This is a genomic window from bacterium (genome assembly GCA_040753085.1).
In the GTDB taxonomy this organism is placed as follows: Bacteria; UBA9089; JASEGY01; order JASEGY01; family JASEGY01; genus JASEGY01.
Window position 1 is genome coordinate 40,892 of record JBFMHI010000006.1, and the last position, 13,871, is coordinate 54,762.

Here is a 13,871-nt window from a genome sequence, read left to right on the forward strand (position 1 = left end):
CCCTGTATTTAGGATTTGTTTCCCCTCCCGGAAAAAAATATATAAACTACTCAGGTCAAAGAGAACGCGCGGTCATTCCCTTACCTTTACGTAGTTTAAATAGTAACTACTCAGCCTCTATATAGTAGCCTTACCTAGCGAAACCACAACATATTGTGTTTAGGTGTTTAAAAGTTAGCTAAAATTCCTAAAAAACGGCTTTCTATGCAACCTATAAAAGGAGACGAACCACAATATATTGTGTTCTGTAAGCTTCAAAATCAATATGTGGTGGCTGAGTAGTTACTTTAAATATATTGTTCAGCCACAAAGCCACTAAGGCACAAAGACACAACCTCGATCCTCGATTCTGGATGCTCGATCCTGGATACTGAATCCTTTACCAGCATCGAGGATCGAGCATCCAGCATCATGTGCTGAACGGTTCCATACTTTTAATAATAAGTAGCACATTAAAATTGATTAAAAAACCAGCCTCCTTTTTACCACGAAAACACAAAGAGACTAAATTCATCAATAATTTCCCCTTCGTGCCTTGGTGGCTGAACGGTTACGATAATTATTAATTATTGGGGGTAGGGAGTAGAGAGACGAACGGGATGGGTCTTATTGCCGCATATCTACCGACTCTCTCTGCTCCCTAAGATTAAAGAGTTATAGTATTGCCCCCCCAACATTTGCCTTCTCCGCCAGTAGGGGTGAAAAATTTTTCGCCCCTACGCTGGTTACCAGGTGTATAGGAGCTTAGTGTCTGGTGACCTCTTGTTCCGACTACCAGACACCAGACCACCCAAATAAAAAAAGACCTATCACCCAGGGGAATGCCCTGATAATAGGTCTTTTCACGCCGTCTCATTAACTTGCAGCACATATTGAAAAAGAGAAGCTGCCTTATTCTCTTCTCCTTAGGCTGTACTGAAGTCTTAGTTGGTTACTTTCAAAGTAACTAACTTCGGGCAACCATCCTTGGTGATTTGATATGATATTACTTTGTTTAAGCTGTTTTTTGGCTTTATTGAATTAGCGTCTTGTAAAAGGATCTGGATTTTTAGGCTCTACTAATTTTTTAGAGGAAATTTATCTTCTCATGCTTAATTCTCTATGCTAAACTAATTCTTTGCTAAGGGGGGTAGAGAAACTCTACCCAAACAAAAAAGACCTATTACCATCGGGAGGTAAACCCTCTGATAATAGGTCCCTTTCTTACCTACCTAAAATTCAGACTACCTTCCTTGGTTATTTGCTTTGATTATGCTTTAATTAAACTGGCTTATATCTACGATTTTTACTATGTTGTCTATAGTCTAAATCTCTTTTTTCTGACTACTATATTTCAACTATGAAGTCAGGTTAACACATTTCCTTTGAAATGTCAAGAAAAATCTTTAAAAAAATGAAAAAAAAATTTAACTGGGGGTGGTTGTGAACCAAGTCTATATTTTGTAAGTAGTTGTGACGGTAAAAAAATTATTAGTCAGTTATCCGCTGTCCGTGGTGAAAAGACCAAACTCAGCACCCACTCACGGATGACTGACCACGGACAACTGACTAATGACCAATCTTTATTTCACCAACCCTTTTTTATTTAGCTCGCTCCTGGCGTGTTCAAAGATATCTACGGCTGTCTGATTTTTAACCCATCGGGTTAAATCGGCTACCCCTTCTTCAAAAGGCACTTTAGGCTCAAAGCCCAAGCCTTGAATTTTTGTAATATCAGCATAACAGTGCCGAATATCTCCCTCTCGAAATTTAGAGGTTATCTCGGGCCTTAAGTCGGTGCGATTAAGGTCTTTTAGCAGGATATTAGCCATATCTAACACCGTCAACCTTCTACCGGTCCCCACATTAAGTATCTCAAAATTGGCTTTTTCAGCCTCCATAGCCAGGAGATTAGCGGCGACTATGTCACTCACATGAATAAAATCTCTGCTCTGTAGACCATCCTCAAAAATGACCGGTGGATGGCCGTTGAGTATCCTGGAAGAAAAAATGGCGGCCACCCCGGTATAGGGATTAGATAGGGCCTGCCGGGGACCGTAGACATTAAAATAACGAAGGGCGACAGTAGGAATATTATAAGCTCGCCCCAGGATTAGGCTTAGTTCCTCCTGGTCCTTTTTGGAGATGGCATAAACCGAGGTGGGATAGAGGGGTTTAGCTTCAGTAGTGGGGATGGCTTCCACTACGCCTTCGCACTCAGGGCATTGCATCTCCCAGGCTTTTTTCTTTAATTGGTCTTTCGTTCTCAACTTTGGATAGACCACTCCACAACGGTCACATTGATATTCTCCTTCACCATAATTTGACATAGAAGAGGCAATCAAAACCTTTCTTACCGAGTTGGATTCATTAACCAAAATATCCCAGAGGATAGCTGTGCCCAGGGTGTTAGCTTCCATATAGTGCTGGATTTCATACATCGACTGGCCGACTCCGACTGCCGCCGCCTCATGGAAAATGATTTCGCACCCTTCGATAGCTTGTAATAACGCCCGGCGATCTCGCACATCTCCTCTGATGAATTCGGCTTCAGGGTTCAGATATTCCGGCAATTTCTGTTCAGGGCCATGAACTTGAGGGTCAAGGTTATCAAATATCCTGACCTGATGTCCCGTCCCTATAAGAGCATCAACCAAATGAGAACCAATAAAGCCTGCCCCGCCAGTAACAAGAATCTTACAACTCATCTCCAACCTCCCCCTTTAGATTTCGGAATTCGGATGGCGGATTTCGGATTTTGGTGCCGTGGCTGGTCATTTAATACCACCGTAACTACTCAGCCACTAACCTTAGTGGCTTTGTGGCTAAGTAGTTACATTCCGCCATCCGCCATCTGCCATCGATTAGTTGGCCTCTTTAAAAAGGCGCAACCGATTAAGAATGCTCAGGCCACTATTTATGACCCGCTTCGCTTCAGGCCAGTCTTTGATAGTCAAGGCGGTTTGAAGCATGTAACCCGGCCTCAGATAAAAACTCCGATAGGCCTTTGCTCTGGCTTGTTCAATGACCTTCCGGTTGAATTCCGGGGTTTCGATCAGGAAATTACAGGCATCAAAATCTTCCCAGGAATCAAACTTGAGCCAGCCTTTTTTCATACACATATCATACAAAACTGTCCCCGGATGAGGCACAGCGGTGGCAAACTGAGCTGAATAAGGCTTAATTTCCTTGGCAAACTCAATTGTTTTCTGCCGGGATTCTTCGGTCTCGCCAGGCAGGCCGAACATAAAGAAGGCCTGAGCCTTTATCCCTAATTTCCTGGCGAGCTTAAAGGCATTTCTCACCTGATCCAGGGTAATTCCCTTTTTCATCCGCTTAAGCATCTCCGGGTCACCGGATTCAACCCCAAAGAAGATAGTATGACAGCCAGACTCCTTCATATACCTCAACATTTCTTCGTCTACCGTAACCCTGGCCTGACAGAACCATTTCAGGGTTAATCCCTTATTTATCATGAGCTTACATATTTTAATCAACCGCTCTCTATCCTGGACCAAACAATCATCGTCAAAATAAAGCTCCTCTACCCCAAAATCACCTTTCAGTTGAGCAATCTCTTCTATTACATTCTCCGGGCTTCTAAATCGTGTCTTTCGGCCATATAAGGTGCGGGGCCAGAGACAGAAGATACAACCATAAGGACAGCCACGTGAACTGATAATAAAGGTAGCATTCTTGCCAGAATAATGGGCCGAAACATAGTTAGGGATGCGGACCAGATTTCGATCAGGAAAGGGAATTTCGTCCAAATTTTCGATCAAGGCTCTATTTTCGTTTATCTTGATCCGGCCATTCTCTCGATAGGTTAACCCAGGAACCTTGCCCAACCCCCCCTTATTGGCTATGGCCAGAGCCGCATCTCTTACCGTGTAGTCAAATTCACCTCGACAAATACCCCCAACTGATTCATGATCTTTCATAATTTGTTCATGAAAGACAGTCGGATGAGAACCCACCAGAAGTATAAAGGTGTTCGGAGATTTTTGTTTGACGGTCCTGGCGGTTAATAGATCGTAATCAATAGAAGGCGTGGAACACTCCATCACCATCATATCCGGCCTTATCTGTTGAACCCGTTCGGCAAAATCGTCAATGGAAAGCTCCTCCACGATTCCGTCGACAAAGACCACATCTATGCCGACCTTCTTAAGAATAGCACAGACATAAGCCAGATAAGTCGGATACTCAATAAACTTATCTTTTCTCCGATGCGGCCACCGCACATCTGATCTAAGCCCATAGCCAGGCCCTGGCCAGGGTGGATTGGTTACTAAAACCTTCATTTCTTATCCTCCTCGTATAATTAATGGTATTATCAAAATTTTTTTCTTAACTATTTATAGTTAAAGCAGTTATCTACGATTTAGCTTACCTCCCCCTACTTTTTGTTTAATTGCAAGTTCAAGGGAGTAACTGTTTTTCTTTCAGAATCTGCATATATTCTTCGCAACCCAAGGGGCATTCTATTAACTGAGAAAATAGCTTGTTTGTCAGCTTAAGTTGATTAACAATTGAAGATTGAGTGCCTTTTCTTAGCTCTCCTTGTCCCTTTGGGATAGTTACTCTCCCTATCTTTTTCCCTTCGTAGACAAACCATCCATTTACCTCTTTTGTAACCCGAAAGTTTATAGCCAACTTGTTTTCAAGGACGGCTACCACCTCCTGCTTAAGGTAAATTCTACTCATCTTTCAGCGATTAACTCCTTTAGGCTAATAAGCCATTTTTTAGGTAGTGGCCCCAGATTGTCAGGATCTTCCTTTAGATCAAAATATAATTCTACTATATTCTCTTAAGTTATTTAAGGCCTCAGAAACGTTATCGCCAAAACCAACTGTTTCAACGTCGTGATAATGAGCTATATAACCACCTTCATCTTCCGCTACCTGGACTAAGAGGGGTTGCTTTAAAATCAATCGCTCGTTTCCTAAGCTCGAGATAAATATATTCTGGGTTTTGAGATCAGAATGGATATCTTCCAGCTTTCTCTCAATAACATTGATATGCTCCAAAACAATAGCCTGATCAGTTATGACTGGCATGCTCAATCCTCCTTAACCGTCCTGGGTTTCGGAGAGCCCATTCCACCACCACTATCAGGCCCACCCAGAGTGGGATAGTATACATACTCGCCTCCGATGAAAAAAGACCGATTTCATACCTTCTTAGAGAAAAGGGGAAAAGTAAAAGATGTTGGGATATAATTCCATACTGGAGAAGATCCATCCCCAGGTGTAAGATACTTCCTAACCACAGGCTAATAAAAATTGTTTTACGCTCGTCCTCCTCAAAGAAATAGCTTAACCACAGGCAGACTAAAGTGATTCCACCAGGGGTATGAAGGGGATGAAACAGCCAATAAAATTTGGATTCAAGCAGAAAGAAAGGAATACGGGTAATAACATCAGGCAAGATTGTCCCTACCAGGAAGATAATCAAGTATCCTCTCTTCACCAATAATCTATAAATAAGATAAGCTACCCCGCTGTGGGTGACCAGATCAGGCATCTTCAGATTTATTTCGATTTCGTGGGACAAAGACCTTTCGTTTCCAATCGAAGTGGTATTGCTTGAAAAAGAGAATCAGGATCAATAAAAAGGGGGGCAGGGAAACTACCCGTTTGAGTTGCCGGCCGTGATGGATATGGAAGCGCTTAAGCTCCAGATATCCCTCACGATGAAAGATAGCGGTAAGGCTGAGGTAATCTCCCTCTTTAAGGCCTGGTATTTGACCCCTTACCGGTATTTCATCTTTCCCATCCTTTAATTGAAAGCCATCTTTCCTTAAAAATTTGACCTTCTTAGTAAAAGCCACTACCTCTTTTCCGTCAAACCGTTCTGGTTCGGCTAAACCGTCCTGGAACCATGTTTCACATTTAGGACGGGCTTGCCATCCATATAAACAACCCAGCACGATGAGTCCGCTAAGAAAAGAAATTTTCAACCCTCGATTTTTATTCGAAAACACTTTAGTGCTCCAGAGAATCCGCCCTCCGCAATTCCTCATACACCTCTTCAAAGTCCTGCATTCTTCTCTCCCAGCCATAATCAGATTCAGTTCGCGCCCTGGCTTTTTCCCCCATTGACTTTCTCAGATCATCGTTTTCCAGTAACTCAAAAATGCCCTGGATAAAATCACTGTCTACCCCTTGGCTGATGTATATTTCTTCTCCATGAATAAAAGATAGTCCTTCTACCCCTTTTTGGGTGGAGACAATAGATTTGCCGGAGGCAGCCGCTTCAAATATCTTGATCCTCACGCCTGAGCCCGTAGTAATAGGGACAAGCACAATATCAGAAGCAGCCAGATGGGCCAATAGATCGGGTCTTTCCAAATAACCAGCAAATATTAAGCCCGGTCTTTGATATTTCTTGAGGTTGTCCCCCCCCTGACCAATAATGATGAATTTTGCCTCCGGGTATTTTTTAATGACCTGAGGAGATATAGTGTTGGCAATATGTTCCACCGCCTCAATATTGGGTCCGTATTTAAGGTTACCCATAAAAGCCAAAAGAGGCGTATGAGGCTCAAGTCCGTATTTTATCCTTACTTTTTCCGGGGCGCCCTCCCGACATTTAATATTATCCAGATCAATACACGGACTAATGACTTTTAATTTATCTTCTGGGAGGTGATAAAGCCGGCCTAACTGATCTTTATCTACTTCAGATAAAACAATAATCTTGTCAGCCTTCCAACAAGCCAGATGTTCGACTACCTTTATTATTCGTCCCAATAAAAAATGAATTGGCCCTCCCATCTCTTTGAATTTAAGGTACTCGACATTTTGTTCAATCAGCACCAGAGGGCGATTAAATATGGTCTTCAAAAATATCCCCGATATAGCCGACCAGAGGGGTTCACATTGAATAAGGTCAGCCTTGAGTTCAAGCATAGCCTGATAAGCCGTCCATAGATAAAAGGGGTTAAATAAGACAGAGAAAACCCTCAGGCGATCAAAGAAAGAAGAAGGACAATAACTGACCTTAATATTTTCGTTTTTAATATCCACTGCTCCACCCTGAGAGTGAAGGTGCGTAATAACAAGGCAGAGTTTATTTCGTTTTGAGGAATACTTAGCATAACTGTAAACTATAGTGCTTCCACCATGAACAGGCGGGAATATATCAAAAGGAGCCAGCACCAAGATCTTCTGCATATCTTATAATGGGTATCTGGTGTCTGGTTGTTTGGTGGATAATAAAAGCCGATTAGACTACCCGAGACTACCCATAACCAGCCACCCATAAAAAATAGCCCGTCTCCTGGCCTTAACTGACCGTCCTGAAACGGGCTCTAATAAGTTTCCTACCGTTATATATATATTTTATCACAAAATTCTTTTCCTGTCAAACATATTTTTCTTGACAAGAGGGGATATTATGAGTATATTAACATTTAATAAAAAAGAAGGCCTTTGGTTAAATCCACGCAGGGGGTGGTGGTGTAATTCTATCGACTTAAGGAGGATAGACTCGGATGTCTGTTTTGGGCCCACATCTTACGATTGATGGTTATGATTGTCCTCGTTCCAAGCTGGAGGACCTCGAACTTATTTATCAAGTTTTGGATGAATTTCCAGCCAAAATAGGGATGACCAAGATTATGCCTCCTTATGTTTTTCGGTACTATGGTAAGATCCCTGAAAAGTGGGGACTTTCTGGTTTTGTTCTCATTGCGGAAAGCCATATTAGCATTCATACTTTTCCGGAAGGTAAATTTTTGAGTGTGGATATATTTTCCTGCACTCGATTTAATCCGGAGGAAGCGACTTCTTTTATTAAGGAAACCTTTGGGATTAAGCGTCTGGAGACGAACCTTATAGAGCGGGGTCGTGATTATCCTTTTGATCTAACAAAGGCTCAGATAATTAATTTAGAAGAACGAAGGGCGATAGCATCCAAGTAACTGTTTAGGTAAGGGGTGATCAGTGATCGGTAATCAATTACTGCTTCCCCCTCACCGATTACCGATTTCATTATTTCATTAATTAATGGCGTGTCAACTTCCGTATAACTTTGGGGCTCTACCGAAACAGTTTTCCTCTTATGAGACTTCGAGGGTGGTGATTCTCCCTGTTCCTTATGATCAAACGACTTCTTACCTGGCAGGGACAAGAGATGGTCCCAGGGCTATCATAACGGCTTCAAGAAACCTGGAGTTATTTGATGAAGAACTGGAGAGGGAAACTTACCAGGCAGGTATTGCTACCTTGGATGAACTTATTCCGATAATAAGTGGGCCGCCGGCAATGATCAAGGTAGTAGAAGAAGAGGTTGATGGCCACCTAAAGGCGGGAAAATTCCTGGTAATGATTGGGGGAGAACATTCCATTACTTTAGGCGCCGTTCGGGCCTTTAAAAAGCGATATGATGATTTATCGGTTCTCTTTTTAGATGCCCACGCTGATCTTAGAGATAATTACCAGGGCACTCCATACAGCCACGCTTGTGTGGGAAGAAGGATTAGGGAAGAAGGCGTTTTTCTTATTCAGGCCGGTCTTAGAAGTTTATCTAAAGAAGAAGCGGATTACATCAGCCGGTCGGGGATAGAAACCTATCGGGCAAGAATGATGATGGAACGCTCTTCCTGGGTAAATCAACTGATTGACGCTCTTTCAGGGCGGGTTTATTTGAGCATTGATTTAGATATCCTGGATCCTTCTGTTATGCCAGCGGTGGGGACACCGGAGCCAGGAGGTCTTTCCTGGTATCAACTTATTGATTTAGTCAGAGATGTAGCCTGCCGCCGTGAAATAGTTGGATTAGATGTAATGGAGTTATGTCCCCAACCAGGGGATATTTCTCCGGATTTCCTGGCGGCTAAATTAGTTTATCGGGTGTTAGGATATAGCCTTTGTCCCTAAAAGCCTTCAGCCTATTCACCTGATCAGCCTTCAGTCTATCCACTAATTTGAGAGGAGGTGATAGAGAGAAAAATAGGGGAAGATAAGGAGTTATATATTACCAAAACCATAAAGGAGGTGAAACGATGAAACGTTTCATATTAGGGATAGGTCTTTTTTTCCTGGTGGGTGTGTTGATTAGCTGCACGCCTAAGCCTGAAGAAACTGCCGCCCCTGAAGAACAGGCCATAGAGGAGACTACTCCGGCCGTAGAGGAGGCCCCGGCCGTAGAGGAGGCCCCGGCCGTAGAGGAAGCCCCGGCAGGGGAAGTGGAACATGCCCCTGAGGGTGGTGAGATGGGAGCCCAACCAACAGAAAAAGCCCCCGAATAATCTGCCCTTCAGGTAAACTTCAAGTAACACAGACTTCCAGTCTATGAAAATCACAGGCAGGATGCCTGTGTCACCCATAAAAAAGGGAGGAAGAAAGGTTACCCCTTTCTACTCCCTTTTTGAGTTTTAGGTTTTATCTGCTACAGGTAAAATAATGGTAAAGGTAGTTCCTTTACCTCCTTCACTTTGATACTCGATTTTTCCATTATGGTCATGGATGATTCGCTGGACAATAGGTAATCCAAGGCCGGTTCCAGCCTCTTTAGTGGAATAAAAGAGGTCAAATATTCTCGCCTGTTTTTCCTTGGGGATACCAGAACCAGTATCTGATATAGTAAGAGAAACCTCCCTTCTTTTGCTCCCCGTAGACATGCTTAGTGTCCCTCCCTTATCCATAGCTGTTTTGGCGTTAAGAATAAGATTGAGGATGGCCCCTTTGAATTGTCGTTTATCCAGGAGAACAGGGGGCAGTGGATTCTGAAAGGCTTTATTTATTTGAATCTTAGCCCAAAGGCATTCGGGCTCTACGAATCGGATAACTTCTTCTAAAACGTAGTTCAAGTTTTCCTCCTTCAAGCTAAGTTCCGGTGGTCGGGCAAGCCTCAAAAACTCTGTTAGAATTTCATCCAGGCGAATTAGCTCTTCTTGGATTTCAGAAATCAAATTATGTGCCTCCCCCTCTTCTCTTCCGGTTCTTTTCAGTGCTTCCCTGAGCAGCTGAAGATTTATATTGAGAGAGTTTAACGGATTTTTTATCTCATGCACCAGGCCGCCTCCCATGAGACTAATATAGTTGATTCGCTCATCATCTTGAGCTTCAGCTTCCTCCTGCCTGGTCTTGAACAAAAGATACCAGAAGTAGGCGAAAAGCCCGCCCGTTAAGAAAATACTGCCGACAAAGGTAAATATAGATTTAGTCTGACTGAAGAGGATAAAGAGCCACACCCCAAAGACTATAAATAATATCAACTCGGGAAGTATGGCCAGCCGTGATCTTACCATTACCTTTATTTTACGCCTTCTCTTCATCGAAAATACCCCCAATAAGGACACAGATTAACGCTGATTTACGTGATGATACCATAATTCAGGCAGGGTGTCAAGAGATTGCCAGGCTTTTGTTCCCTTGGGACTTTTTGCCGGAGCCTCAGAAGAATGTTTCTCGAAAAACAGAGATAATGAGTTAAATTTAGCTAAGAAGGAGAGATAATCCAGGATTATGCCTATCAATCATCCTGTAGCATCGAATATAGAGCTAAATATTAGCCTCTAAATTGCCGAAATATATATCAAATCGATAACTTGAAAAGTGACCAGATAAATGGATTTCCGCATCTAAAGGAGTAGGTCAATGGCATTAAATGGGATTAACCCTACTAACTATGAAATATCCCCCTTCCTAGGCAGGGAAGCATTTCTAGAAAATATCCCGCAGCCTTATGCTTCTCCCAGAGGAGAAGAAATAATCGACCGCTGGGAAAAAGGTCCTAAAGAGCCGACAGAGAAAGGCACCTATCATCCTTCCGATTTCAAACCGCCGTTGCCAGGTGAAGAGACTGAAGCAAACACTTCTGCTATCCGGGATACCCACGAAGTGGGTGCGCAATCCGCAATCCCGGGTACCCACGAAGTGGGTGCGCAATCCGCAATCGAAGAACTGCCAGGCGATGATCTTGAGCCTGAATTAGCAGGAAAAAAACCTGGGGTAGAGACCGATTCGCAATCCGCCATCCCGGGTACCCACGAAGTGGGTGCGCAATCCGCAATCGAAGAACTGCCGGGCGATGATTTTGAGCCTGAATTGGCAGGAAGAGAACCTGAGGTAGAGACCGATTCACAATCCGCAATCCGCAATCCGCAATCCGCAATCGAAGAACTGCCGGGCGATGATTTTGAGCCTGAATTAGCAGGGAAAGAACCTGGGGTAGAGACCAATTCACCATCCGCCATCCCGGGTACCCACGAAGTGGGTGCGCAATCCGCAATCCGCAATCCGCAATCCGCAATTGGAAATGAGACTGAAGCCACGGCTGAAGAATCAGAATCCGCTTCAGAAGAAGCTGAAACTGAGGAGGAAGAAGAGGAGGAGAAAGAGAAAAAGGTAGGGACAACATCTGAGCAAGACTTATCCGAGGAAGAGCAAGAAGAAGTTCAGGAGTTAAAGCAAAGAGACCGGGAAGTCCTCCAGCATGAGCAAGCCCATATAGCGGCAGGCGGACAGTATATCCGCGGGGGGGCAAAATATGAATATGAAACGGGGCCGGATAATAAACGCTATGCGGTGGGGGGCGAGGTTTCAATCGACACCTCTTCTGAATCCACGCCTGAGGCCACCGCCCGAAAGGCCCAGGTAATCCGGCGGGCGGCTTTAGCCCCAAAAGACCCTTCATCCCAGGACAGAAGTGTAGCCGCTCAGGCTTCCAAAATGGAAATGCAGGCCCGGAGGGAGATGGCCGAAGAGGCGCGAGAGGAAGTTAAAGAGGCAGGAGAAGAGAGTAAATCAGAAGAGAGCAAGAATACTCAGAAGGTAGATGATAACCACCAGATCGAACAGAAAGATGATAATGAAAAGATTGCTCAGCCGGAAACAGACAATAAAAAAACCTCTAACTCCAGAGAGGATGAAGAATCTTCGAATACCAGGACATCAGCCGGAGTTGAAAGCCTTGTAAACGAAATAGTAAGCAAAAAAGAAGACGGTTCTTTATTGCAAATAGGAGTGGAGGAGAACCCCCTAACTGAAATAACAAACAACGAAAAAGAAGATGGGCCTCTGTCTCAAATAACGGAGGAGAAAGAGTCTGATAATTCCTCAGAAACAAAGGACGCCAATAATGGGTACGGCGGCTTTGCCCCTTATGCCCGGCTGACTCGACCAGAAGTAGGTGGCAACATTAACCTTTACGTATAACTCGATGTTCAAGTTTTTTTGTAACTATTCAGCCACGGATTAACACGGATTAGCACGGATAAATAGTAGATAGCAGAGGACAGAAGATAGAGAACAGAGGTCAGAGAACAGAAGGAGAAAAACCCTACGATATTTTAACTAATGGCAGAAAATTATTTACTATTAACTACTTAAAAAACTAATATCAAATTATTGTCAAAAGTATGCCAACTTCATTAGAAAAAAACTCGAACATCGAGCGATTTATTTTACTTTCGTATTGCATTATCTCCTCACCTTGTCAAGGGGACATCTTCTATCTTTTTATGCTTCTTTAATACAATAAAATCCACTATACCTTTCAAATATCCCACACCATAGCTAAGATGAAGCGTCACAAAAGCTATCGGTAAAACCATTAAATGCTTTAAGCCTCTCTTAACTGATAACAAAAGGGAAAACCCCAGATTTGCAGTTAAATAACTTAAGATAATTAAAAGAAATATCCACAAAAATGGTTTTATCAGAAACGAAAGTATTCCACACATAATTAAACTACCTACAAAGACACTAGGAATTAACTGTCGCCAGGTAAGTACTGCTCCTACTTTTTGAGCTACAAGGGGTTTAAAGTACCCGTATTGGTAATGCTGACACCATAATTTTTTTAATGAAGGTCTTAAGTGAAGGTGCGATTTAATCAATGGTGAAAAATAAATCCTTCCACCGTTCTTAATCAACCGATAGTTAAACTCTTCGTCCTGATCACGGATAAGTTCTTCATCAATTAATCCGATTTTGGAAAACACTTCTTTCTTATAGAGACAATATGGGAGAGTGTCCGAAACAAAACCTTCATTTGTTCTACTTCTGTATCTTTTACCTCCAGCACCAAAAATCGAATCTGCCGCAAAAGGAATTGCTCGGGATACGATATCATCCCCTTCATTTATTGTGTTCAACATTCCACCTACAGCATCTGCATTGGTTTTATTTAGGTATTTGACTCCATTTATTAAAAAATCGCTATCAATAACGGCATGGGAGTTAATCATCACGATTAGATCACCCTTTGCATTTTTTATTCCTATATTCATTGCCACAGGAGTAACTCTCTTCTGGTTTTCCAGCAATCTGATGAAGGGATATTTTTGAGAGTATTCACTCACACCCTTTTTCGTCTCATCCTCACTCATCCCATCAACAACCAAGACCTCAAGTTTGTCCTTTGGATAATCCTGGGCAATAATGGAGTCAAGGCATTTGCCGATGAACCTTTCCTCATTTCGACAGGGGATGATGATGGAAACAGACGGTAACTTATAATATGCCATATAGATAGTCCTCCATATCTGCCAGCTTGGATATCACTTCTCTATTAATTTCTATCTAATTCATTTGCTGATAATTCCAGAATCTGCAAAACAGCCTTGATTAATTAGAGTTAAAAGTTATCCTTCATGAAAATGCTCGGCCAGCCAAAACAAGAGATGTAATTAACTGCAAATAAATTACTTGCAAATTCCTGCCTCCTGTGGTATAATTGGATTAAAAGCAATAACCACAACCCCAAAAACAGCAGGAGGCAAAGAAGCATGAAACCTACCAGAGAACAAAGTCCGGCATTGTCCCAAATCCCCTAAAAAAGGGCTGAAAAACTGGTAACAGTTTGGAGAACATTATGCCTCGCCTCAATCACGTTATTATCTCCACAACTATGGGGGGTAAAAGTCTTTTCCTTGTCT

The 13,871-nt window shown here is 42.8% G+C and carries 15 protein-coding genes; 4 read left to right on the forward strand and 11 right to left on the reverse strand.

Annotated features, from left to right (window positions below; all coding sequences use genetic code 11):
- Window positions 1–287 precede the first annotated feature (287 nt).
- The 9 genes from AB1797_01720 to AB1797_01760 all read right to left on the reverse strand — a co-directional run bounded on the left by AB1797_01720 (window position 288) and on the right by AB1797_01760 (window position 7,158).
- Window positions 288–413 (reverse strand): hypothetical protein, encoded by a 126-nt coding sequence (locus tag AB1797_01720; GenBank protein ID MEW5766331.1) that lies wholly within the window; start codon window positions 411–413, stop codon window positions 288–290.
- A gap of 233 nt (window positions 414–646) precedes the next feature.
- Window positions 647–856, reverse strand: coding sequence for a hypothetical protein (locus AB1797_01725; GenBank protein MEW5766332.1), 210 nt, complete (start codon window positions 854–856; stop codon window positions 647–649).
- Window positions 857–1,562: 706 nt separating this feature from the next.
- Window positions 1,563–2,687 (reverse strand): NAD-dependent epimerase/dehydratase family protein, encoded by a 1,125-nt coding sequence (locus tag AB1797_01730; protein ID MEW5766333.1) that lies wholly within the window; start codon window positions 2,685–2,687, stop codon window positions 1,563–1,565.
- A gap of 156 nt (window positions 2,688–2,843) precedes the next feature.
- Window positions 2,844–4,283: a radical SAM protein gene (locus tag AB1797_01735; GenBank protein ID MEW5766334.1), complete on the reverse strand. Its 1,440-nt coding sequence runs from the start codon at window positions 4,281–4,283 to the stop codon at window positions 2,844–2,846.
- A gap of 118 nt (window positions 4,284–4,401) precedes the next feature.
- Window positions 4,402–4,686: a hypothetical protein gene (locus AB1797_01740; protein MEW5766335.1), complete on the reverse strand. Its 285-nt coding sequence runs from the start codon at window positions 4,684–4,686 to the stop codon at window positions 4,402–4,404.
- Between the two features lie 78 nt (window positions 4,687–4,764).
- A complete protein-coding gene (locus tag AB1797_01745) occupies window positions 4,765–5,040 on the reverse strand; it encodes a hypothetical protein (GenBank protein MEW5766336.1) in 276 nt (91 codons plus the stop codon).
- Window positions 5,024–5,506, reverse strand: coding sequence for a metal-dependent hydrolase (locus AB1797_01750; GenBank protein ID MEW5766337.1), 483 nt, complete (start codon window positions 5,504–5,506; stop codon window positions 5,024–5,026). The genes AB1797_01745 and AB1797_01750 overlap by 17 nt, the downstream gene beginning before the upstream one ends.
- The gene (locus tag AB1797_01755; GenBank protein MEW5766338.1) at window positions 5,499–5,966 is read right to left on the reverse strand and encodes a hypothetical protein; all 468 of its coding nucleotides are present in this window, start codon (window positions 5,964–5,966) and stop codon (window positions 5,499–5,501) included. Before AB1797_01755 ends, AB1797_01750 begins: the two co-directional genes overlap by 8 nt.
- A 1-nt stretch (window position 5,967) precedes the next feature.
- The gene (locus tag AB1797_01760; GenBank protein MEW5766339.1) at window positions 5,968–7,158 is read right to left on the reverse strand and encodes a glycosyltransferase family 4 protein; all 1,191 of its coding nucleotides are present in this window, start codon (window positions 7,156–7,158) and stop codon (window positions 5,968–5,970) included.
- Between the two features lie 320 nt (window positions 7,159–7,478).
- Here AB1797_01760 and speD point away from each other — a divergent pair, with 320 nt between their 5' ends.
- The 3 genes from speD (at window position 7,479) to AB1797_01775 (ending at window position 9,236) form a co-directional block, all read left to right on the forward strand.
- Entirely contained in the window at window positions 7,479–7,907 is a 429-nt protein-coding gene (speD, locus tag AB1797_01765; protein MEW5766340.1) for an adenosylmethionine decarboxylase, read from the forward strand.
- Between the two features lie 85 nt (window positions 7,908–7,992).
- On the forward strand, window positions 7,993–8,865 hold the full coding sequence (gene speB, locus AB1797_01770) for an agmatinase (protein MEW5766341.1): 873 nt from the start codon (window positions 7,993–7,995) through the stop codon (window positions 8,863–8,865).
- 125 nt (window positions 8,866–8,990) lie between these two features.
- Window positions 8,991–9,236, forward strand: coding sequence for a hypothetical protein (locus AB1797_01775; protein ID MEW5766342.1), 246 nt, complete (start codon window positions 8,991–8,993; stop codon window positions 9,234–9,236).
- Window positions 9,237–9,362: 126 nt separating this feature from the next.
- On the opposite strand, the gene AB1797_01780 is transcribed toward AB1797_01775, so the two are convergent.
- Complete coding sequence (locus tag AB1797_01780; GenBank protein MEW5766343.1) at window positions 9,363–10,265, reverse strand: ATP-binding protein; 903 nt, start codon at window positions 10,263–10,265, stop codon at window positions 9,363–9,365.
- 322 nt (window positions 10,266–10,587) lie between these two features.
- Between AB1797_01780 and AB1797_01785 the strand changes: the two genes are divergently transcribed.
- Window positions 10,588–12,147, forward strand: a complete 1,560-nt coding sequence (locus AB1797_01785; protein MEW5766344.1) for a putative metalloprotease CJM1_0395 family protein — start codon at window positions 10,588–10,590, stop codon at window positions 12,145–12,147.
- Between the two features lie 272 nt (window positions 12,148–12,419).
- Here the strand turns inward: AB1797_01785 and AB1797_01790 are convergent, their stop codons facing one another.
- A complete protein-coding gene (locus tag AB1797_01790) occupies window positions 12,420–13,460 on the reverse strand; it encodes a glycosyltransferase family 2 protein (GenBank protein MEW5766345.1) in 1,041 nt (346 codons plus the stop codon).
- Window positions 13,461–13,871: the final 411 nt, after the last annotated feature.